At 70.4% G+C, this 20,910-nt stretch carries 18 protein-coding genes, 1 tRNA gene and 2 pseudogenes; 8 read left to right on the forward strand and 13 right to left on the reverse strand.

Annotated elements, in window-relative coordinates; all coding sequences use genetic code 11:
• The first annotated feature begins 143 nt into the window (after nucleotides 1–143).
• Together ASC60_RS08835 and ASC60_RS08840 are read left to right on the forward strand one after the other, a co-directional pair.
• A complete protein-coding gene (locus ASC60_RS08835) occupies nucleotides 144–896 on the forward strand; it encodes a MerR family transcriptional regulator (RefSeq protein ID WP_055548527.1) in 753 nt (250 codons plus the stop codon).
• 273 nt (nucleotides 897–1,169) lie between these two features.
• The gene (locus tag ASC60_RS08840; RefSeq protein WP_055548528.1) at nucleotides 1,170–1,601 is read left to right on the forward strand and encodes a hypothetical protein; all 432 of its coding nucleotides are present in this window, start codon (nucleotides 1,170–1,172) and stop codon (nucleotides 1,599–1,601) included.
• Nucleotides 1,602–1,752: 151 nt separating this feature from the next.
• On the opposite strand, the gene ASC60_RS08845 is transcribed toward ASC60_RS08840, so the two are convergent.
• Nucleotides 1,753–2,562, reverse strand: coding sequence for an exodeoxyribonuclease III (locus ASC60_RS08845; protein ID WP_055548530.1), 810 nt, complete (start codon nucleotides 2,560–2,562; stop codon nucleotides 1,753–1,755).
• 64 nt (nucleotides 2,563–2,626) lie between these two features.
• Here ASC60_RS08845 and ASC60_RS08850 point away from each other — a divergent pair, with 64 nt between their 5' ends.
• Nucleotides 2,627–3,157, forward strand: coding sequence for a GNAT family N-acetyltransferase (locus tag ASC60_RS08850; protein WP_055548532.1), 531 nt, complete (start codon nucleotides 2,627–2,629; stop codon nucleotides 3,155–3,157).
• Here ASC60_RS08850 and ASC60_RS08855 read toward each other — a convergent pair.
• The 3 genes from ASC60_RS08855 to ASC60_RS08865 all read right to left on the reverse strand — a co-directional run bounded on the left by ASC60_RS08855 (nucleotide 3,124) and on the right by ASC60_RS08865 (nucleotide 5,610).
• On the reverse strand, nucleotides 3,124–3,576 hold the full coding sequence (locus ASC60_RS08855) for a hypothetical protein (protein ID WP_055548534.1): 453 nt from the start codon (nucleotides 3,574–3,576) through the stop codon (nucleotides 3,124–3,126). The two genes, ASC60_RS08850 and ASC60_RS08855, sit on opposite strands and share 34 nt — an antisense overlap.
• Nucleotides 3,573–4,739 carry a serine protease gene (locus ASC60_RS08860; RefSeq protein ID WP_055548536.1) on the reverse strand — a complete coding sequence of 389 codons (1,167 nt, stop codon included), beginning with the start codon at nucleotides 4,737–4,739 and terminating at the stop codon, nucleotides 3,573–3,575. The genes ASC60_RS08855 and ASC60_RS08860 overlap by 4 nt, the downstream gene beginning before the upstream one ends.
• A 211-nt stretch (nucleotides 4,740–4,950) precedes the next feature.
• Nucleotides 4,951–5,610, reverse strand: coding sequence for a LysE family translocator (locus ASC60_RS08865; protein WP_055548538.1), 660 nt, complete (start codon nucleotides 5,608–5,610; stop codon nucleotides 4,951–4,953).
• An 88-nt stretch (nucleotides 5,611–5,698) separates the two neighbouring features.
• Between ASC60_RS08865 and ASC60_RS08870 the strand changes: the two are divergent.
• Together ASC60_RS08870 and ASC60_RS42685 are read left to right on the forward strand one after the other, a co-directional pair.
• Nucleotides 5,699–6,935 (forward strand): annotated as a pseudogene (locus tag ASC60_RS08870) (IS30 family transposase).
• 682 nt (nucleotides 6,936–7,617) lie between these two features.
• Nucleotides 7,618–8,184, forward strand: a pseudogene (locus tag ASC60_RS42685) (ice-binding family protein); the annotation flags it as partial.
• A gap of 55 nt (nucleotides 8,185–8,239) precedes the next feature.
• On the opposite strand, the gene ASC60_RS42690 reads toward ASC60_RS42685, so the two are convergent.
• Nucleotides 8,240–8,413 (reverse strand): hypothetical protein, encoded by a 174-nt coding sequence (locus ASC60_RS42690; RefSeq protein ID WP_234356874.1) that lies wholly within the window; start codon nucleotides 8,411–8,413, stop codon nucleotides 8,240–8,242.
• Between the two features lie 657 nt (nucleotides 8,414–9,070).
• On the opposite strand from ASC60_RS42690, the gene xerC reads away from it, so the two are divergent.
• Complete coding sequence (xerC, locus tag ASC60_RS08880; protein WP_234356847.1) at nucleotides 9,071–9,949, forward strand: tyrosine recombinase XerC; 879 nt, start codon at nucleotides 9,071–9,073, stop codon at nucleotides 9,947–9,949.
• A 73-nt stretch (nucleotides 9,950–10,022) separates the two neighbouring features.
• Here xerC and ASC60_RS08885 read toward each other — a convergent pair.
• The 7 genes from ASC60_RS08885 to galU form a co-directional block, all read right to left on the reverse strand.
• Nucleotides 10,023–10,096 (reverse strand) — tRNA-Ala (locus ASC60_RS08885).
• 75 nt (nucleotides 10,097–10,171) lie between these two features.
• Complete coding sequence (glpR, locus tag ASC60_RS08890; RefSeq protein ID WP_055548540.1) at nucleotides 10,172–11,383, reverse strand: gephyrin-like molybdotransferase receptor GlpR; 1,212 nt, start codon at nucleotides 11,381–11,383, stop codon at nucleotides 10,172–10,174.
• 109 nt (nucleotides 11,384–11,492) lie between these two features.
• Nucleotides 11,493–12,116: a GNAT family N-acetyltransferase gene (locus ASC60_RS08895; RefSeq protein WP_055548542.1), complete on the reverse strand. Its 624-nt coding sequence runs from the start codon at nucleotides 12,114–12,116 to the stop codon at nucleotides 11,493–11,495.
• Nucleotides 12,113–12,667 (reverse strand): molybdenum cofactor biosynthesis protein B, encoded by a 555-nt coding sequence (locus ASC60_RS08900; RefSeq protein ID WP_055548544.1) that lies wholly within the window; start codon nucleotides 12,665–12,667, stop codon nucleotides 12,113–12,115. The genes ASC60_RS08895 and ASC60_RS08900 overlap by 4 nt, the downstream gene beginning before the upstream one ends.
• Nucleotides 12,664–13,146: a cyclic pyranopterin monophosphate synthase MoaC gene (gene moaC / locus ASC60_RS08905; protein WP_055548546.1), complete on the reverse strand. Its 483-nt coding sequence runs from the start codon at nucleotides 13,144–13,146 to the stop codon at nucleotides 12,664–12,666. Before moaC ends, ASC60_RS08900 begins: the two co-directional genes overlap by 4 nt.
• A 62-nt stretch (nucleotides 13,147–13,208) precedes the next feature.
• Nucleotides 13,209–14,546 carry a gephyrin-like molybdotransferase Glp gene (gene glp / locus ASC60_RS08910; protein WP_055548548.1) on the reverse strand — a complete coding sequence of 446 codons (1,338 nt, stop codon included), beginning with the start codon at nucleotides 14,544–14,546 and terminating at the stop codon, nucleotides 13,209–13,211.
• Nucleotides 14,547–14,550: 4 nt separating this feature from the next.
• The gene (gene galU, locus ASC60_RS08915; RefSeq protein WP_055548550.1) at nucleotides 14,551–15,453 is read right to left on the reverse strand and encodes a UTP--glucose-1-phosphate uridylyltransferase GalU; all 903 of its coding nucleotides are present in this window, start codon (nucleotides 15,451–15,453) and stop codon (nucleotides 14,551–14,553) included.
• 81 nt (nucleotides 15,454–15,534) lie between these two features.
• On the opposite strand from galU, the gene ASC60_RS08920 reads away from it, so the two are divergent.
• Entirely contained in the window at nucleotides 15,535–16,125 is a 591-nt protein-coding gene (locus tag ASC60_RS08920) for a 5-formyltetrahydrofolate cyclo-ligase (RefSeq protein WP_079038261.1), read from the forward strand.
• Nucleotides 16,126–16,298: 173 nt separating this feature from the next.
• On the opposite strand, the gene ASC60_RS08925 is transcribed toward ASC60_RS08920, so the two are convergent.
• Entirely contained in the window at nucleotides 16,299–19,094 is a 2,796-nt protein-coding gene (locus ASC60_RS08925) for a penicillin acylase family protein (protein ID WP_055548554.1), read from the reverse strand.
• A 259-nt stretch (nucleotides 19,095–19,353) separates the two neighbouring features.
• Here ASC60_RS08925 and ASC60_RS08930 point away from each other — a divergent pair, with 259 nt between their 5' ends.
• Nucleotides 19,354–20,874 (forward strand): potassium/proton antiporter, encoded by a 1,521-nt coding sequence (locus ASC60_RS08930; RefSeq protein ID WP_055548556.1) that lies wholly within the window; start codon nucleotides 19,354–19,356, stop codon nucleotides 20,872–20,874.
• Nucleotides 20,875–20,910 lie beyond the last annotated feature (36 nt).

Here is a 20,910-nt window from a genome sequence, read left to right on the forward strand (position 1 = left end):
GCCTGAACCGCCCGCAACCGCGCCAGTGTTCACTGGCACGATGGGAGCGTAGGACAGGGATCCGGCGAGCGGTAGGGGCTGTGGATAACCGAGTTACCGACGGTCACACGCGACCGCCGTCGACATAGGCTGCTGCTGTGGCGATGAGCGAAGCGGACCAGGTACGCGAGTACCGGCTGACGGAACTGGCCGAGAGAGCCGGGATCACCGTGCGCACCCTGCGTTTCTACCGGGAGCGCAAGCTGATCCCGCCGCCCCGCCGGGAAGGCCGTATCGCCTGGTACAACGACCATCATCTGGCCCGGCTGCGGACCATCACCGCCCTGCTGGAGCGCGGTCACACCCTGGGCGGGATCGCCGAGCTGATGGCCGCGTTCGAAAGCGGGCGGCGGGACGTCGGCGAGCTGCTGGGACTGGACGGCGGCCTTCCGGCCTGGTCCGAGGAGACCCCGGTCCGGCTCACCCCGCAGGCCCTCGCCGACTACTTCGACGACGAGGCCACCGCGGAGAACCTCACCGTCTCCCTCGACATCGGCTATCTCGCGGTCGACGGCGACGACATCGTGCACATCAGCCGCCGGCTGCTGGACGCCTCGCGCGCCCTGGTCGCCCAGGGCATCCCGCTGTCGGCCGTCCTCGCGGCCGGGCGCGAGGTCCGGGAGCATGTGGACGCCATCGCCGAGACCTTCGCCACACTGCTGATCAGCCATGTGCTGACCGACGCGGACACGCGCGGCGAGGAGATCGGCGAGACCGTGGAGCGGCTGCGCCCCCTCGCGAAGAGCGCCGTGGACGCCGAGCTGTCGATGGCCATGGACCGCCGGCTGCGGGCCGGTCTGGCGGAACGGGCGGACCGGCGCGCGGAGGACCCCGGGCGCCCGCCGCCGGATCAGTGAGCGGCGCCGTACGTGACCGTCACCGGGCGTGGTCGCTCCACCGCCGGTCGTACGCGCGGGCCCGCTCCACGACCGCCTTCAGCGCCCGCCCGGCGAGCCCGCCCCTTCTCGGGCGCGCCGTGGTTTGTTCAGGGCGGGGAGCAGGTTTCCGAACAACCAGGCGGCCGCTGGAATCGGTGCAGCGGGGCACCAGCCGACCGGCTCGGATCCGAGCGGACCAGGCGGCCTGGGCTCCGCCGGCGCAGACAGTGCCGACCACGGAAGGAGAACGTGATGAAACGACGAAGGCGAATCCTGACCGCCCTGCTGATCGCGCTGGGCATGGCGGCGATGGTCGCGCCCGGCACCGCGGCGGCGGCGCCGTCGGCGGACACGGCTTGGGTCCTGCGGACCCAGTACCTGACGTCCAACCCCCGAGGCGGAGATCTCGCCTGTACGGAGTCCCGCCGCATCTACCTGGCCAGGGGCAGCTACAACTGGGGGCTGCGCATCGGCGGGAACCAGTGGGTCACGCGGGACATGTCTCTCGGCGCCGGCTGGTACCGCTGGCAGAGTTGTCTGAACCCCGATGACGGCGACTACATCCACACCTCGACCCTGCTGCCGGAGAACTCCGACTGGGACGCGGCCGCGACCAGCCGCACTTCGGTGGTCAACTCGTCCGGCACCTACACGTGGGGCTCGTTCCTCGACCCGCGGTTCTAGCGTTCCGGCTGCGGCACCAGCACACGCTGGTGCCGCAGCCGGAACGACTCCGCCGACGCAGCCCGCCTGACACGACTGACGCGAAAGACCGCCCTGGTTCGCCCCGGCCCGGTGCGGGAATCGCGCCGGGCGAGGCGGCGGCTGAGGAGCATCACGGGGACGCCTGGCGGTTGAACACGACTGTCACCGGAGCATGGTCCGACCAGCGCTCTTCGTATGTAGCGGGCCGCTCCACGTACGCCTTCACGGCACGGGCGGCGAGACCCGGCGTTGCGCAAACCAGGTCGATCCGCCAGCCCGCGTCGTTGTCGAACGCCCTCCCCCGGTACGACCACCAGGAGTACGGGCCGTCGACATCCGGGTGCAGCGCGCGCACCACGTCCGCGTAACCCCCCTCCTCGAAGACGCGCGACAGCCAGGCGCGCTCCTCCGGCAGGAACCCGGACTTCTTCCGGTTGGCCTTCCAGTTCTTCAGGTCGGCCTCCCGGTGGGCGATGTTCCAGTCGCCGCACACCAGCGCCTCGCGCCCATCGGCCGCCGCCCGCTCGCGCAGCTCCTTGAGGTACGGAAGGAACTCCGCCATGAAGCGCTCCTTCTCGTCCTGCCGCTCGGTGCCGACCTCACCGGAGGGCAGATAGAGGCTGCCGACCGTGACGCCCGGCAGATCGACCTCCACATAGCGGCCGCTGCCGTCGAACTCGGAGGACCCGAAGCCGACCCGGACGCCCTCCAGCTCGCGCCGCGCGTACACCGACACCCCCGCCCGGCCCTTGGCCGCCGCCGGGGCGTGCACCACATGCCAGCCGTCCGGCTCGCGCACGGCCTCGGGCAGTTCGCGCGGCTCGGCGCGCACCTCCTGGAGGCACACCACATCGGCCGCGGTACCGTCCAGCCAGGGCACGAAGCCCTTCTTGGCGGCGGCACGCAGCCCGTTCACATTCACGGTCGTCACGGAGAGCACTACGGCACGATACGACATGGAAAATCCGATGCCGCCCCCGTCGCATGGAAGTACGATCCCCCGCGTGAAGATCCGACCGGTGCGCTTCGATCACCCCGACGCGGTACGTCTCAACGACGAGGTGCAGGCGGAGTACGCCGAGCGCTACGACGACGAGGGGGACATGACGCCCCTGGACGTCGCTCATTTCGACCCGCCCCGCGGTCTCTACCTCATTGCCTACGACGAGACCGGCCGCCCGGTGGCGACCGGCGGCTGGCGCAGCCAGGACCGGAACGACGAGGGGTACGAGGACGGGGACGCCGAGCTGAAGCGGATGTTCGTCGTACGGGAGGCGCGCGGCCGCGGGCTGGCCCGGCTGATCCTCGCGGCGCTGGAGGACAGCGCCCGGGCGGCGGGCCGCACCCGTATGGTGCTGGAGACCGGCGTCAAACAGCCCGAGGCGATCGCGCTGTACACCTCGTCGGGCTATGTGCCGGTGACGAAGTTCGGGCTGTACCGCTTCGACGAGCTGAGCCGCTGCTTCGGCAAGCCGCTCGCGCTCCCGGACGACGCCGCCGTTCACCAGAAGAACCAGCCGGGCGTCGCCTCGTAGATCCGCGTCGCCTCGTCGCATCGCCCGACGCCGTCGAAACCGTCATGGGCGGCGATCACGGCCGCTTCGCGCTCGCCGTGGGCGTCGACCCCGTCCGCCGCCACGATCAGGGCGGCGATCACGGCGAGGAAGCCCCAGGGGACCGCGCGGTGGCGCGGCGCCTTCTCCTGCACCACCCAGGCGCCCACCACGGCCAGCACCGCGGCCGCCGCCACCAGGCAGAGGGCCACGGTGGTGAGGCGGCCGAGGTGGGGCGAGGCGTCGCACAGCACATAGACGCGCCCGCCGCGCAGCCGCTCGTAGAGGGCCGCGCCGCTCAGCGTGAAGCCGAACGCGGCGATGTGATGCGGCCGCACGGTCCATACGGCGGAACCCGCCCCGTCGCCGGAGCGGGTTCCCTCCTCCGTCAGCCGCTTCATCCCTGCGCGGCGAACTTCTTGCTCATCGCGTCGAACACACCCTTCGCCTCGGCCCCCAGATGCGGACCGGCGAGCCAGGTGTGCTCGTTCGAGCTGATCGAGCTGTTGGACACCAGCACCGTCTTCCCCCCGCGGTTGACGAACCAGCCACCGCCGGAGGTGCCGCCGGTCATCGAGCAGCCGATGCGGTACATGGTCGGCGTCGTCGGCGCGAACGACAACCGGCCGGGCCGGCTGGTGCAGTTGTACATCTTCGCGCCGTCGTACGGCGGCGCCGCCGGGTAGCCGTACGCCCCGATCGAGCTGACCTTGTCCGCCGACGGCGCCCCGAACCACACCGGCGCGGCGGCCCCGACCGTCTCCTGCAGCGACTTGCCGCCGCCGTTCTCCGGCTTCACATGCAGCACCGCGAAGTCGTACGCGGAGCCCACGTTGCCCGTCTTGCCGCCCGTGTTGATCCACTGCGACGAGGTCTGCGACCAGTTCGCCCACCACACGCCGTACGGGGTGACCTCACGCTGGGCCGCGGTCTCCGTGCGGGCGGCGGACAGCCCGTTGTCGTTGTACGACGGCACGAACACGATGTTGCGCATCCAGCCGCCCTTCTTGCCGGAGTGCACACAGTGGCCCGCGGTCCACACCAGGTTCGACTTCCCCGGGTGCGCCGGGTCCTCGACGACCGTGCCCGAGCAGACCATCGGCCCCTCGGGGCTGTCGAAGAACACCCTCCCGACCGGCGCCATGTTCCGGTGGTACGGCCGCGAGACCTGCTTGGCCGGTACGGCGGGCGGCTCCGGATCGGTCGCGGCCCGGTCCTCGCCCGCGCTCTGCGCGGAGAGCGTGTTGGGCGAGTCCTTCGCCTTGGACATCCGGGACGGCTGCCAGAAGTTCTTGATGACGGGATTGGCGAAGTCGGACGCGTCGCGCGCCCAGTTGTCCCAGTCCTTCCAGCCGCCCTGCTTCCACTTCTTCAGGTCGTCCAGACTCGTCGGAACGCCCTCCGGCAGCTTGACCCCGTCATCACCCCCCTGCTGACCGGCAGCGGCCGGCGACGTCGACTCGGAACCGGCCTTGTCCTCACTCGGCCCGCAGGCCGACGCGGTAGCCACGAGCAGTGCGGCCACCGCGGCGGCCGCCGCGGTGGAAGAGCGTATGAATGGCATGGCGCCTTATCCCCCTGTGGTGCTGTTGTTCTGCTGTGCGGAATTCAAGCGACGGCGCTTTCGCGCCATGTCCCATCCAGGACGCACCCACTATGCCCGGGCCTCTCGCCAGGGCCATCACCTGTCTCACGGCCCGCACACAACAGGAACGGTGTCAGCACGAATCCCTGACATCGGACGCCACCTCAAAACTGCGCCATGTGCGGCCGTGTCAGGCCGTCTTGCGCCCGCCCTCCGCGAGGAGGTTCGCCGCGAAACCGAAGAACGCCACCCCGCTCACCTGCTCCATCCGGCGCCGGAACGCCGGCCGCCGGATCCGCTCGCTCAACGCGGACGCGGCGCCGGAGACCACCCAGTACCAGAGCGCCAGCTCGACGATGTCGATCGCGGTGAACACCAGGGTCGAGGTGAACACCGAGGCACCGTGCGGGGTGAACTGGGGAATCAGGCTCATGTAGAAGACCCCCGCCTTCGGATTGAGCAGATTGGTGCCCACCCCCGCGCGGAACGCCGCCCACCACCCGCGCGGCCCCGATCCACCCACCGGCCCCGGCTCCGCCGCCTCCGGCTCCGGCTCCGCCGCCGCCCGCCGCGACCGCCACAGCGCCGAGGCCCCCAGCCACACCAGATACGCCGCCCCGGCGACCCGCAGCATGTCGTACGCCACCCGCGAAGCCGTGAGCAGCGCCGTCAGCCCGACCGCCGTCGCGAACCCCCACACCAGACACCCGGCGAGAATCCCCAGCGACGCCGCCAACCCCGCCTGCCGCCCATGGGACACCGACGTGCGCAGCACGAGCAGGGTGTCCAGCCCCGGAGTGACATTGATGAGCGCGGCAACCCCCGCGAAGGCAAGAGCTGAGGTGAACATGCCCGCAGGCTAATCCAGCACAAGCGAAACCCCCGCCGGATTTCTTCCGTTCTAGTGGTCGTCGCAACACCCCAGTTCAGGGGATGCGATGGACTTCAGGATCCGGGAGAGCCGCAAGGAGCAAGGGCCCCGCAAGCTGCAACGGGAGCGGGAGGAATACTTCCGGCTCATGCAGCTGGGGTTCGGCAATCTTGAGGCGTGCAGACGTGTCGGGGTCAACCCTCGGACCGGTCGTGAGTGGCGCAACGGCCGGCCCGAAGGGCGTAAGAAGCCTCCGAGGCCACCCGCGAATGCCGTGCGGGTGACCCCGGGGCCGTCCCGGTATCTGACGGAAGACGAGCGGATCCACATCGCCGACCGGCTCCGGGAGAAGGCCACGGTCCGGGCCATCGCCGCCGAGCTGGGCCGCAGCCCGTCCACCGTCAGCAGGGAGATACGCCGCAACGGCATGCCCCTGCGCGGGGACCGCTCCCGCTGGGCCTACCGGCCGCATGCCGCCCAACGCCGCGCTGAACAGCGCCGCCCGCGCCCCAAGCCCGGCAAGATCGGTCAGAACCCCGAACTGCGCGACTTCATCCAGGACCACCTCACCCTACGGTGGAGTCCTGAGCAGATCTGTCACGCTCTGCGCAGGCGCTTCCCCGACCGGCCGGAGATGCACGTGGTCCACGAGACGATCTACCAGGCCCTATACGTCCAAGGCCGCGGAGAGCTCCGCCGCGAACTGACCCGGGCCCTGCGGACCGGACGCGCTGTGCGCCGTCCTCAGCGCCAGGCCCACAGCCGCAAGCAGCGGTTCACACACCCCATGGTGATGATCAGCGACCGGCCGGCCGAGGCCGACGACCGGGCCGTGCCCGGCCACTGGGAGGGAGACCTCATCGTCGGCAAGGACCACCGCTCGGCCATCGCCACGCTGGTGGAACGCAGCACGCGCTACCTCATGCTGGTGCACCAGCCCCAGGGCAACAGCGCGGCCCCCGTCCGCGATGCCCTGGTGGGCACGGTCCAGACCTTGCCGGAACACCTGAGGAGATCCCTGACCTGGGACCAGGGCTCCGAAATGGCCGGCCACCACACATTCAGCGTCGCCACCGGCATTCCGGTCTACTTCTGCGACCCCGGCAGCCCCTGGCAGCGGGGCTCGAACGAGAACACGAACGGTCTTCTGCGGCAGTACTTCCCCAAGGGCACCGACCTGTCCCGGCACACCCGCGAGCACCTCGACGCAGTCGCTGCCCGAACTCAACAGCCGGCCACGCAAAACGCTCGGCTGGGAAACCCCAGCCGAGCGCTTCGCCAAGCTCCTGGCCACAGCCAGTTGATCACTATGTTGCAACGACCCCTGGAATCCGCCTTTCCCGGCGGAGGTTTCGAGCTGCGGTGGACCTGAGGGGATTTGAACCCCTGACCCCCTCGATGCGAACTACGGGCGGGGCGGTCGCTGAGGTCCGCTGGGCTGGTCAGTCGGTCGGCTGGGGCTGATGTCGATCGACGGTGGTTGAAGTGGTTGCTGTACTTCCCTGCTGTACGACCACCCGCTGACACCGCCTTAGGAATTCGTCACGCAGATGCGGTGATCAGCCCGTCGATGCCTCGCCCCAACCTGCCCGGCGACACACCAGAGCGAATGGGTGAATTACTCTTATCATCCACTTAATTCACTCTTTCAGTTCTTTGGTGCTTTTTCAATCTTATGATGCTATTGATGCGCTAAGTGAGTAACGGTACGTCACCACCTGCCGTGGGCAGCCGAACTGCGGTCCCCTGCTTGGGCGGCGCCCGCAGAGGTCGATGCGCAGCAGGGGGCGGCTCTCGCCTGACCAGTACTCACGAGCGCGCTCGAGGTCCCCTGCCGGGGCGACTGAGCTCAACCACGAGAAGAAGGGTCATGCCATGGCAGTGGACACCATGCGGTCCGCCCCACCAGGCAGAGAACGTAAACGCATTCGCATCAAGCGGGCCCTTGCCCTGCTCCCCGGAGTGGCATTGCTGGCGGCGGTCACCATGCACTCAAGCCCCGCAAGCGCCGCAGAAGCCCCCGTGCAACTGGGTACCGCCACCAGTTACGCGGTCCTGGCCGGTTCAACCGTCACCAATACGGGCCCCTCCGTCATCAATGGCGACCTGGGGGTGAGCCCGGGTTCTGCGGTGACGGGCTTTCCGCCCGGGATCGTCAACGGGACGATTCACGCAGCCGACGCCGCCGCCGCTCAGGCGAAGTCCGACCTCGTGGTCGCCTATAACGACGCGGCCAGCCGGGGCCCCGGAGCCTCCGTCTCAGGCGATCTCGGCGGATCAACACTGACGCCCGGCGTCTACACGTCATCGTCGTCGCTGGGGCTCACCGGCACACTTACTCTCGACGCCCAGGGAGACCCCAACGCCGTCTTCATCATCCAGATGGCCTCGACTCTGACCACAGCATCAGCAAGCAACGTGCTGCTCGTCAACGGAGCCCAGGCATGCAACGTGTTCTGGCAGGTGGGCAGCTCCGCCACGCTCGGAACCAATTCCTTCTTCAAGGGCAACATCCTGGCCCTGACGTCCATCACGGTGCAGACCGGCGCAGTGATCGAAGGCCGGGCCCTCGCGCGTAATGGCGCGGTCACGCTGGACGACAACGTCATTACGAGGGCAGCGTGCGCCGTTGGCCCGCCCGGTCCGCCTGGTCCGCCTGGTCCGCCCGGAGCACCCGGAGCACCTGGAGCACCCGGAGCACCCGGCGCACCCGGCGCACCCGGCGCACCCGGCGCACCCGGAGCACCCGGCGCACCCGGCGCACCCGGCGCACCCGGCGCACCCGGCCAACCTGGAGCAGCAGGGCCCGCAGGACCCGCAGGACCGGCAGGAGCCGCTGGACCCACAGGTCAAGCCGGGCCCGCGGGACCGGCCGGGCCGGCTGGACCGGCTGGGCCGGCTGGACCGGCTGGGCCTCCCGGGCCTCCCGGACCTCCCGGACCGGGTGGTCCTGGAATCCCCTGTACTCCGGGTGACCACGACGGCCACGGCCACGACCACGGCAAGGGCCACGACCACGGCCACGACAAGGGCCACGACAGCGACTGCGATGGGCCGCCGCCGCTGTACGAAAGCCACGACGACGATTGCGCCCTCTTCAGGAGCGCGGCAGTGCGGGCTCATCGGACGTGCTAGTCCTGAGAATCCCGACTCCCATTTCGTAAGGAGTGAAGTGCAAGGAGCGGAGAGACGACGGCATTAAGCCATCGCAGATGTCACCGCCCGGTGCACCGTTCCTGTCCGCCGTTCGACGGCCTGGGCCCCCGGACACACCATCCGGGGGCCCAGCGATGCCCCCAAACGCTGGGTGTGGCGCATGGGGAGATCGTCCGAACCACCCCGAGTCCGGGGCAGAACTCCCCTGTGCTGCCGGGCTTCTGGCAACGGAAGCAGTGCGTGGATCTCTCGCTGCTCTGATCACAGCTATCAGGAGCTTGCCGTGCCCCGGTTGCGGTTGACCCCCACCCGGGGGCAGTGCCAGTGCTGCGCCCAGGGCAAGGATGCCCGGCGCGAGGAGCCTCGTTGCTGCGCGGTCGGCCGGTGCTGCGATCGGGTCCCGTCCCGCCGTACGGTCCAGGACGCCCGTGCCGTCCTGCGTTCGTCGCTCACCAACGCCATGACGGAAGAGCTGATTTCGAAGAACGTCGCGGGTCTGGTCAAGGTGCGGTCCGCCCGGAAGGTCAAGCGTGACCCCTGGTCCGTGGAGGAGGTCCGGAAGTTCCTCGAAGCGGCCAGCGCCGCCCGTGATCCGCTGTACGCGGCATGGGTGCTGATCCTCCTCCTCGGGTTCCGGCGCGGTGAAGTGCTCGGGCTCACCTGGCAGGGCGTCAACCTGGATGCCGGGGAGGTCACGGTGCAGCTTCAGCTTCAGCGCATCCGTCGGCGTCTGGTGCATGACGAGACCAAGACCGAAGCCTCCACGGCAACCCTGCCGCTTCCCGATATCTGTGTCGCCGCTCTCCGGGCGCGCAGGAAGGAGCAGGAAGCGGCCAAGCAAACGGCCGGAGAGCTGTGGACGGACTCGAACTTCGTGTTCACCACCCGCTACGGCACCCCGATCGAGCCGCGCAACTTCAACCGCTCGTTCGCCGACCGGTCCTCCAAGGCGGGCATCCGCCGGATACGGCTGCATGACACGCTTCACACCTGTGGGTCGCTGCTCGCCGCACTCGACGTGCACCCGCGCATCGCGATGCAGATCCTCCGGCACAGCAAGATCGCGGTGACCATGGAGATCTACACGCACGTCCCGTCCGAGGCCACCCGTAAGGCGCTGCGGAGGCTCGGCAAGCACCTGGGTAAGCAAGATCGGAAGTAGCTGCTGTACTTCGCTGCTGTACGGCACCAAAAAGCCCCCGCCGGGTTTCCCTGGCGGGGGCTTTGAGCTGCTGTGGACCTGAGGGGATTTGAACCCCTGACCCCCTCGATGCGAACGAGGTGCGCTACCAGTCTGCGCCACAGGCCCTTGCAACGAGTGAAACTCTAGCATCCCCCGCGGGGTGCTTGGAAATCCGCTCCCCGCTGGTCAACGGAGTGCACGTCACTCGTTGGCGGCGCGGGGCCGGTCCTCGTCCGCGTACTGGTCGAAGAGGGGGGTGCGGCCTCGCTCCCGGGAGGTGCGGGACGGGGCCATGGAGCCGTGGCCGGCGCCGGGCTCGGCGGGCGGTGCCGGGTCCTGGGCCGGGACGGGGTCGACGGTGCTGGAGCGGGCGGAGCTCCAGGCGTCGGGGGCGGCCAGGTCGACGCTGCCGGTCGCGCGGGGGGCGACGGGGGCCGTGACGTACGTCGGCAGCGGGACCGGCACCGGCTCCCAGCCCTCCCCGGCGGCCGGCCCGCGCTCACGCTCGCGCTCCTGGTCCACCCACTCCGCGTGATCCGTCTGTTCGACCAGGGCACGGCGCCCGGCCGCGTGCGCGGACGCGGCCGGAGCGGCGGGCTCGGCCTCGGCGGGGGCGGGCGGGTCGGCGGGGCCGTCGTCGGCGGCGGGGCCGTCGTCGGGCGGATGGCTGCGCGGGCGGCGCTCCCGCAGCCGCTGCGCGGCCTGCTCGGCGCGGCGCTGGTCCATGGTGAAGGTGAAGCGGCGGCGCTCCTGGGCGCGCAGATAGGCGATGTACGCGCTGAGCAGTATGGCCGGGAGGGCCGGGGCCCACAGGAAGGCGAGTCCGCCGACCGCCGCGACGACCGCGCCGAGGGTGAAGGCGACGAAGAGGATCACGGTGGTGCGACGACGGCGCGCAAGCACCCGCGCGCGCCGCCCGCGATCCAGCGCGCTGCCCCCGGTCGCGACGGCCGGGGCCGCGGCCACCTCGCCCACCGGTGGCGCGTCCAAGCCCGCGGGAGCGGGCGCGAGCAAGGTCACGGGTTCGGCGAACGCCCGGACGTCGATCGCGTCGGTGACGGCTTCGGGGTCGGCCGAGTAGCGCTCCGGAGCCGCGGAGCACTCGGGGTCGGCGGAGCGACCCCCGGCGTCGGGGGCTTCCGCGCCCTGCGCGGTACGTGCCGCCAGGTCATCCGGAGTCCCCGGGCGCTCTCGGTCCTCCAGCCCCTTGGCGTAACGGCGCTCCATGCCCGCCCGTCCGGACAACAGCCGGATGGCGGTGCTGAAGCGTTCCGTCGGACGGGCCTCATTGAGCTCGTCCTGCCTACGGAGCCACATCGGCACCAAATAGGCGGCCCAGGCCCCGACGATGACTGCGTAGATGAGGCCACTGCTGCTCACGCTCACACGGTAGAGGGGTCCGCATGAGGCCATCTGCCAATTGGCGCGGTGTGTCGCACGATCTGGCTGATATCTCGAAAGTTTTTTGTGATTGTTGGGATGACCAGGCTGGGAATGTGCCCAATGTAATCGAACAGATTTTTTATTTCTGCGATGCCCCTGGTCGGATCCGGTGCCACCGGGCGAGCAGTCCCTCGGACAGTTCCTCCACGGTGAGCGCGAAGACCAGATGGTCGCGCCACGCGCCGTCGATGTGCAGATAGCGCGGGCGCAGCCCCTCCTCGCGGAATCCGAGTTTCTCCACCACCCGGCGGCTCGGCAGGTTCTCCGGCCGGATGCACACCTCGATGCGGTGCAGTCCGACGACGCGGAAGCAGTGGTCGGCCGCGAGCGCGACCGCCGTGGGCATGACGCCGCGGCCGGCCACCGCCTGATCGACCCAGTAGCCGATATGGCCCGAGCACATCGAGCCCCAGGTGATCCCGGCGACCGTCAACTGACCGGCCAGCCGTCCCTGGTACTCGATGACGAACGGAAGCATCCGCCCGGCGTGCGCCTCGGCGCGCAGATGGCGCACCATCTGCCGGTAGGTGGGCCGCTGGGTGAGGGGGCCGCCGGGCCCGGGCGGCGGGATGGTCGCCTCCCAGGGCCGGAGCCATTCCCGGTTCCGCTGGTTGACCTCGCGCCAGACGCGCTGGTCGCGCAGCTTTATGGGGCGCAGGATCGTGTCACCGTCCGCCAGCACGACCGGCCAGGGCGCGTTCAGTTCGCACTCCCCGCGGGACCGTTGGCATCGGCGGGCCGGGGGTGGTCGCCGCCGTGGATCTGGTCGACCGCGTGCACCAGGAGCCGCCCGAGCACCGCGAGACCGTCGCGGACGCCTCCGGTCGAGCCGGGCAGGTTGACGATCAGGGTCGTTCCCGCGACTCCGGCCAGCCCCCGGGAGAGCGCCGCGGTGGGCACCTTGGCGAGCCCTTCGGCGCGGATGGCCTCCGCGATGCCGGGGATCTCGTAGTCCAGCACCCGGCGGGTGGCCTCGGGGGTGCGGTCCATCGGGGTGAGGCCGGTGCCGCCGGTGGACACCACGACGTCGTACGCGGCGGCCACCGCGTCCCGCAGCGCGCTCTCCACCGGGTCGCCGTCGGGCACCACGCGCGGGCCGTCGACCGCGAAGCCGAGCGCGGTCAGCCCCTCGGCGATCAGCGGACCGCCCTTGTCCGGGTAGACCCCGGCGGCGGCGCGGTTGGAGGCCGTGACGACCAGGGCGCGGTACCGCGACGCCTCATCAGGGGCGCCCGGGGCGGTGGGGGCGGTCACTCCCGGCTCCAGTCGCCGGACTTCCCGCCGGTCTTCTCCTCCACCCGTACGTCGGTGATGACCGCGCCCTTGTCGACGGCCTTGACCATGTCGATCACCGTCAGGGCCGCGACCGAGACCGCCGTCAGGGCCTCCATCTCGACTCCCGTGCGGTCGGTGGTCTTCACGGTGGCGGTGATCTCGACCGCGTCGTCGGCGACCGTGAGGTCGACCTTCACACCCGACACGGCGAGCGGATGGCACAGCGGGATCAGGTCCGGGGTGCGTTTGGCTCCCATGATGCCCGCGATCCGGGCGGTCGCGAGGGCGTCGCCCTTGGGGACGCCCTCGCCACGGAGCAGTTCGACGACGCGCGGCGCGACGAGCACACGGCCGCTCGCGCGGGCGGCGCGCGCGGTGACGTCCTTGGCCGAGACGTCGACCATGCGCGCCGCGCCCGCCGGGTCGATATGGGTGAGATGGTCCTGGGCGCTGCTCATCGTTCTCCCGGTCCGGGCCAGGTGGCTCTGTGCGACGACACCGTACCCGCCGTAGGCCCCGGCTAGGCGAGCAGGACGACGTCCACCTCGGCCCCCGGCGCGACCTCGGCCACCTCCTCGGGGATCACGATCAGCGCGTTGGCCCGGGCGAGGGCCTTGATCAGATGCGATCCGGAGCCGCCCACCGGGGCGACCGTGCCCGCCTCGCCCGCCACCTCCGACGGCTCGTACCAGCCCCGCAGGAACTGGCGCCGCCCCTCCGGCGAGGACGCGATCCCGTCCGGGCAGACCGCCCGCACGGTGGTGCGGTGGACCGGGCCCGCGACGCCCAGCATGGTGCGGATCACCGGCCGGACGAACAGCTCGAAGGAGACGTAGGAGCTGACCGGGTTGCCGGGGAGGGCGAGCAGCGGGGCCCGGTCGGGGCCGATGCGCCCGAAGCCCTGGGGCTTGCCGGGCTGCATGGCCAGGGTCCGGAACTCGACCTCGTGCATCGCCTCCTTGACCACGTCGTACGCGCCGACGCTGACGCCGCCGCTGGTGACGACGATGTCGGCGCGGCTGAGCTGGTCCTCGACGGTGGCGCGCAGCGTCTCGGCGTCGTCGGCGACCGCGCCCACCCGGTACGCGATCGCCCCGGCCTCCTGGGCGGCGGCGGTGAGCTGGTAGCTGTTGGAGTCGTAGATGCGGCCGGGGCCCGTCTGCTCACCGGGCTGGACCAGCTCGCTGCCGGTGGACAGGACCACGACGCGGGGCCGCGGCCGGACCCTGACCGTGGCGCGGCCGATCGCGGCCAGCAGCCCGATCTGCGTCGCCCCGAGGACCGTACCGGCGCTCAGCGCCAGCTCCCCCGCCCCCGCGTCGCTGCCCCGGGTGCGCACGTGCTGCCCGTCCCGGACCGGCCGGAAGACCCGCACCAGGCCGCTGCCGCCGCGCGGATCCGTACTGCGGGCGGGCATGCCGCTGACCGGCCCGTCGTCCAGGCCGCCGTCGGTCCACTCGACCGGGACGACGGCCTGGCCGCCGGGCGGCAGCGGGGCGCCGGTCATGATGCGGGCGGCCTCGCCCGGTCCGACGGCGGGCAGCTCGCCGCTGCCCGCCGCGATGTCCCCGACGACCGTCAGCACCGCGGGATGCTCCCCCGTCGCCGCCCCGACATCGGCCGTACGGACCGCGTAGCCGTCCATCGCGCTGTTGTCGAAGGGCGGGAGGGCTGCGGGCACGGTGACGTCCTCGACCAGGACGCAGCCCAGGGCGTCCAGTAGCTGCAGCTCGATGGGGTCCAGCGGGTGGATGTGCCCGAGGATGTCGTCGAGGTGCTCGGCAACCGACCAGACCCGGTGACGGTCCCGGCCCTCGCCCGTGCCCTGATCGGCGGCCCGTGCCGCGGTGCTGCTCAAAGTGCTACATCTCCTCGGTGACGTAACTGCGAAGCCATTCCCGGAACTCCGGGCCCAGGTCCTCACGTTCGCACGCGAGTCTGACAATGGCACGCAGATAGTCGCCACGGTCGCCTGTGTCGTACCGCCGGCCCTTGAAGACGACGCCGTGCACCGGGCCTCCGAGGTCCGGATCGGCGGCGAGCGCCTGGAGCGCGTCGGTCAGCTGGATCTCGCCGCCGCGGCCGGGCTCGGTGCGGCGCAGCACGTCGAAGACGGCCGGATCCAGCACATAGCGGCCGATGACCGCGTAGGTGCTGGGCGCGTCGGCCCGGTCGGGCTTCTCGACCAGTCCGGTGACCTGGACGACGCCCTCGTCCAGGGTGGGCTTCACGGCGGCGCAGCCATAGAGGTGGATCTGCGCGGGATCCACCTCCATCAGGGCGATGACGCTGCCGCCGTGCTGCTCCTGTACCTCGACCATCCGGGCCAGAAGCGGGTCGCGGGCATCGATGAGGTCGTCGCCGAGGAGGACGGCAAAGGGCTGGTCACCTACGTGCGGGGCGGCGCACAGCACGGCGTGGCCGAGGCCCCTGGGGTCGCCCTGCCGGACGTAGTGCATGGTCGCCAGGTCGCTGGACTCCTGGACGCGGGCGAGGCGGGTCTCGTCGCCCTTGCGCGTCAGAGCCTCTTCGAGCTCGTAGTTGCGGTCGAAGTGGTCTTCCAGGGGCCGCTTGTTGCGACCGGTGATCATAAGAACGTCGGACAGGCCGGCGGTGACGGCTTCCTCGACGACGTACTGGATCGCCGGCTTGTCGACGACCGGCAGCATCTCCTTCGGGGTGGCCTTGGTGGCCGGGAGGAAGCGGGTTCCGAGGCCTGCGGCAGGGATGACAGCCTTGCTGATCCGAGTACGCGATTGAGTCATGCCCGAACCTTATCCGGTGCCTTTCGGGCGATTGATGAGGATACGGTGAATATGACATGAGACAGGAAGTATGTGCACTCGATGAGCACCACTGACGTTAGTAAGCCCGCGTTGCGGAGACGTCTCCTGACAATGAGGTCCGGGTTGACGGCGGATGACATCGAGGCATCCTCGGCCGCACTGGCGTGTCGCGCGCTGGAGCTGCCGGAGCTGGCCCGGGCGGGCACCGTGGCGGCCTATGTCTCGGTGGGGAGCGAGCCCGGTACGCGCGCGCTGCGGGACGCGCTGCGCGCGCGGGGCGTACGGGTGCTGCTTCCCGTCCTGCTGCCGGACAACGATCTCGACTGGGCCACGGACGCGGGCCCGGACGGGTTGGTGCGCGCCGGGCGGGGCCTGCTGGAGCCCGGCGGGCCGCGGCTGGGCCCGGAGGCGGTCACCCGGGTGGACGCGGTCCTGCTGCCCGGGCTCGCGGTGGACCGGCGCGGAATGCGGCTGGGGCGCGGCGGCGGCTCGTACGACCGGGTGCTGGCCCGGCTGGCCCGGGCCGGGGCCGACCCCGCGCTGGTGGTGCTGCTGTACGAGGCCGAGTTGCTGGACGCGGTCCCGGAGGAACCCCACGACCGGCCGGTGCACGCGGCGGTGACGCCCTCGGGGGCGCACCGGTTCACCTGACATCCCGGCCGCCCGGCCGACACCGCTTCGCCTGACACCCGCCGGGTAAAGCGGCGGCCCCGCCGGAAGCGCCCGAAGGCGCCTCCGGCGGGGCCGGAAGGTTCGCGGGCTCCCTCCCCCTGGCCGAGGGCGGGAGAGGCCCGCAGCGGGCCGTCTGTGGCCTCAGGGGCGCCTCAGGGGGTGAGGGCCAGCTGATCGTCGGTGGACTTGTCCACCGCGGTCTTGCTGAACGCCCAGGGCAGCAGCTCGCCCTTCGCCCACTTCTCCGTCTGGTCCGTGTAGTGCGCGTTGTAGGCGTGACCGGAGGCGCCAGTGAGGTTGATCCACCGCGACTTGTCGAAGTTGTCGAGGTTGACGACCATCCGCATCGACGGCACCCACGTGACGTCGTAGCCGCCCGCCGCGTTCCAGCCGGTCGCGTTGACCGCCGCCTCGCCGCCCGCGAGGTCCCACGGGCCGCGGTTGAGCATCCACTGGACGACCCCCGGGCCCTCGGTGCCCAGCGTCTGGTTCTTCAGCGTCAGCCGGTGCAGCCGGCCCCAGCTCCAGGTGTTGATGTTCTTGCCCAGCTTGGCGGTCAGCTCGGAGCGCGCGTTCTTCATGGCCTGGGCGAGGAGCTGGTCCCGGTCGGTCGCGCCCGGGTGGTTGCGGGTCCCGGCGGTCTTCCACCAGTCGTTGCCCGGCTCCTTGATGATCTTCCGTACGACCTCGTACCAGCGGTCGCCGCCGTCGGGCTGGGCCTGGTCGGCGTCGCGCGTACCGCATTCGCGCACCAGGCGGGTGTTCCCGTCCAGGTCCTCCAGCGGACCGGAGTCCCCGGCCGGCCGCACCCGCAGGCACTGCCCCTTGACCCGCAGCTCCTTGGGCAGCTTGTCGCCGAAGGCGAGCATCAGGGTGTTGCGCCAGACGGAGTTGAAGTACGCGGCGGCCGCCGAGTCGGCGTCCTGGGTGTAGTCCCAGCCCTCCAGGAGCTTCTGGGCCTCGCGGACGAACGGGTCCTTGACGTCGATCTTCAGCAGATAGGGCGTCAGCACCTTGGCGATCTCGCTGCTGTTGTCCGTCTGCAGGGACTGCATGTCATCCGTGGAGATCTTCCCGCCGTCCTTGATCTTGGATTCGATCAGGTCGGTGATGCGCTGGCTCCGCGCGCCGTATCCCCAGTCGTCGGTCAGCAGGTACGGATACTTCTTCTTGTCTATGACGGCCTGGTTGGCGGTGACGATGTAACCGCGGTCGGGGTTGTACTCCCAGGGCAGCGCCGACTGCGGAATGAACTTCGACGACCACCGGTAGCGCGAGTCCCAGCCGGGCGCCGGGTAGCGGCCGTCGCCCTCGTTGCGCACCGGGATCCTGCCCGGCGCCTGGTAGCCGATGTTGCCCTTGGTGTCGGCGTAGATGAGGTTCTGGGCGGGGACCGCGAAGTCGCGGGCCGCCTTGCGGAACTCATCGAAGTTCCGCGCGGAGTTCAGCCCGAAGACCGCGTCCATGCTGTTCGACGGGGACAGGGCGGTCCACTTCAGGGCGACCGCGTAGCCGTCGCCGCGGTCGGGGGCCACATCGTCGACCCCGCTGCCGACCGGCGCGCTCTTGCCGACGTTCGTCAGCTCGTCGTCCCGGTCGGAGACGATCGGCCCGTTGTTGGTGCTGCGTACCGTGATCGTGCGGTTCTTGCCGCCCGCGACCTTGATGGTCTCCTCACGGCTGCGGAACGGGACCTGCTTGCCGTCGTAGAGGTAGTGCGTCGCGGTGACCTTCTCCAGGTAGAGGTCGCTGACGTCGGCACCCAGGTTGGTCATTCCCCAGCTGATGTTCTGGTTGTGACCTATGACCACGCCGGGCATCCCGGAGAAGGTGTAACCCGCCGCGTCGAACGGGCACTTGCTGCTGACCTGGTTGCAGTGCAGGCCCATCTGGTACCAGACGGACGGCAGCTGGGGCGCCAGGTGCGGGTCGTTGGCCAGCAGCGGCTTGCCGGTGGTCGTGTACTTGCCGGAGACGACCCACGAGTTGGAGCCGATACCGCTGCCGTTGGGGCCGAGCAGCGCCGGAACCTTCTCCAGGGTCTTCGACATCGACGTGAGCCGGCTCTGCAGCCCCTGGGTGGCTCCCCCCACCCCGCTCGCGACGCCGGTGGACCCCGTGGCGCCGGTGGATCCCGCCGCGCCGCCCGTGGCGCCCGCTGTGCCCGTCGACGTCGCCTTGGGGTCGAACTCGTCGGTGGCCTCGTTGAGCGCGCCGCCTTGGACGATCGGCTTGTTCCGGCTGTACGGATACGACGGGTACAGCTCTTCTATCTGCTTGGCGCTCAACCGGCTCGACGCCAGTGCGCGGTCCACCTCGTCCTGCATATTGCCGCGCAGGTCCCAGGCCATGGCCTTGAGCCAGGCGACCGAGTCGACCGGGGTCCACTTCTCGGGCTTGTATCCGTCGTTCTTGAAGTCCAGCGCCGCGTATTCCACCGACAGCGCCTTGCCCTCGTGATCCTTGAGGTAGGCGTTGACGCCGTCGGAGTAGGCCCGCAGATACTTCTTCGTCGACGGCGACAGCTTGGTGTCGTATTCCTGCTGCGCCACCCGGCGCCAGCCCATGGTGCGCAGGAACGCGTCGGTCTCCACCTGGCCGGAACCGAACATCTCGGAGAGCCGACCGGCCGTCATGTGACGGCGGACGTCCATCTCCCAGAAGCGGTCCTGGGCCTGGACGAAGCCCTGGGCGCGGAACAGGTCCTCGGGTGAGTCGCCGTAGATCTGGGGTATGCCATTACCGTCGCGCTTGACCTGGACGGGATCGGAAAGCCCCTTGAGCTGCAGCGACCCCGTGGTCTCCGGGAAAGAGGCCCGCACGGTACTGATACTCCAGTACGTGCCGAAGCCGAGACCCCCCACGAGCAGCAGCACGACTGCGATCACGATCAGGCGGAGACGTCGGCCCTTCTTCTTGGGAGAAGAGCCGGTTTTGTTGGCGGGCATCGCTGTCCTTCGAGGGGCAGGGTGATCCTGGAGTGCTGGAGCAACCATAGGCGCAGGGCTGTCACCGCCCCTACGCGGAGTCATGACTGACGCCGTCCACCGGCCACCGGACCGGGCCTCCCGCACGTCGCCCGCACCTCCGCGGGCGGCCCGTGTGGAAGGCCCGCGTCAAGAACCCGTAAAATGTTAGGTAAGGCAATGAAGTTCCGGTCGGCCGGGAACCGTTCATCTCGTCCCCGAAGGTCCTCCCGCCGCTCATGTGAGAAAGGTTCGGCCCCTGACTGTCCACCACCTCAATGAACTGCTGCTGGTCTGCTCTCTCGTCCTGCTCGTCGCGGTGGCGGCCGTAAGGATCTCCTCGCGCAGCGGGCTGCCCACCCTGCTGCTGTACCTGGGGATGGGCGTCGCCCTCGGCTCGGACGGGCTCGGCGTCACTTTCAACAACGCCGAACTGACGCAGGTCATCGGCTACGCCGCGCTGGTGGTGATCCTGGCCGAGGGCGGCCTGGGCACCAAGTGGCGCGAAATCAAACCCGCGCTGCCGACGGCCGCCGTGCTGTCGACCGCGGGCGTCGCGGTGAGCGTGGGGGTCACCGCGGCGGCGGCGCACCATGTGGTGGGGCTGGACTGGCGGCAGGCGCTGATCATCGGCGCGGTGGTGTCCTCCACGGACGCGGCCGCGGTCTTCTCCGTGCTGCGCAAGGTGCCGCTGCCCAAGCGGCTCACCGGCATCCTGGAGGCCGAATCGGGCTTCAACGACGCCCCGGTGGTGATCCTGGTCGTCGCCTTCTCCAGCCAGGGTCCGATCGACCACTGGTACGTCGTGATCGGCGAGATTGCCCTGGAGCTGGCGATCGGCGCCGTCGTCGGACTGGCGATCGGCTGGCTCGGCTCGTACGGCCTGCGCCGGGTGGCACTCCCCGCCTCGGGTCTGTACCCGATCGCGGTGATGGCCATCGCGGTCGTCGCGTACGCGGGCGGGGCGCTGGCACACGGCTCCGGCTTCCTCGCCGTCTACCTCGCCGCGCTCGTCATGGGCAACGCGAAGCTGCCCCACTGGCCGGCCACCCGCGGTTTCGCCGAGGGGCTCGGCTGGATCGCCCAGATCGGCATGTTCGTCCTGCTCGGACTGCTGGTGACGCCGCACGAACTGGCCGACGACATCTGGCCGGCCATCGTCGTCGGCCTGGTGCTGACCGTGGTCGCCCGGCCGGTGTCGGTGATGGTCAGCACGATGCCGTTCCGGGTGGCGTGGCGGGAGAAGGCCCTGTTGTCCTGGGCCGGGCTGCGCGGCGCGGTGCCCATCGTGCTCGCCACCATCCCCATGGTCGGCGCGGTGCCCGACAGTCGCCGGGTCTTCAACATCGTCTTCGTCCTGGTGATCGTCTACACCTTGGTCCAAGGGCCGACGCTGCCCTGGCTGGCCACCCGGCTGCGGCTGGAGGAGACCGAGGGCACCTCGGACCTGGGCATCGAATCGGCGCCGCTGGAGCGGCTGCGCGGGCATCTGCTGTCGGTGTCGATCCCCAAGGACTCCCGGATGCACGGGGTGGAGGTCGCCGAGCTGCGGCTGCCGCCCGGGGCCGCGGTCACCCTCGTCGTCCGGGACGGCTCCAGCTTCGTCCCCCTGCCCTCGACCGTGCTGCGGCGCGGCGACGAGCTCCTGGTCGTGGCCACCGACCCGGTGCGGGACGCGGCCGAGCAGCGGCTGCGGGCGGTCGGCCGGGGCGGCAAGCTGGCGGGCTGGCTGGGCACCGGGGCGGCTGGCGGCGATGGCTGAGGACAATGGCTGACGGCGTGGCGTAGGTCACCGTAT

Source organism: Streptomyces sp. NBRC 110028, assembly GCF_001417735.1.
GTDB lineage: Bacteria > Actinomycetota > Actinomycetes > Streptomycetales > Streptomycetaceae > Streptomyces.

Coding starts and splice junctions, on each gene's coding strand:
- glpR (WP_055548540.1), bottom strand. CDS start 11,383: ATGGCCTCATGCGGACCCCTCTACCGTGTGAGCGTGAGCAGCAGTGGC.
- ASC60_RS08835 (WP_055548527.1), top strand. CDS start 144: ATGAGCGAAGCGGACCAGGTACGCGAGTACCGGCTGACGGAACTGGCC.
- moaC (WP_055548546.1), bottom strand. CDS start 13,146: ATGAGCAGCGCCCAGGACCATCTCACCCATATCGACCCGGCGGGCGCG.
- ASC60_RS08865 (WP_055548538.1), bottom strand. CDS start 5,610: ATGTTCACCTCAGCTCTTGCCTTCGCGGGGGTTGCCGCGCTCATCAAT.
- ASC60_RS08860 (WP_055548536.1), bottom strand. CDS start 4,739: ATGCCATTCATACGCTCTTCCACCGCGGCGGCCGCCGCGGTGGCCGCA.
- ASC60_RS08855 (WP_055548534.1), bottom strand. CDS start 3,576: ATGAAGCGGCTGACGGAGGAGGGAACCCGCTCCGGCGACGGGGCGGGT.
- ASC60_RS08920 (WP_079038261.1), top strand. CDS start 15,535: ATGAGCACCACTGACGTTAGTAAGCCCGCGTTGCGGAGACGTCTCCTG.
- ASC60_RS08840 (WP_055548528.1), top strand. CDS start 1,170: ATGAAACGACGAAGGCGAATCCTGACCGCCCTGCTGATCGCGCTGGGC.
- ASC60_RS08925 (WP_055548554.1), bottom strand. CDS start 19,094: ATGCCCGCCAACAAAACCGGCTCTTCTCCCAAGAAGAAGGGCCGACGT.
- galU (WP_055548550.1), bottom strand. CDS start 15,453: ATGACTCAATCGCGTACTCGGATCAGCAAGGCTGTCATCCCTGCCGCA.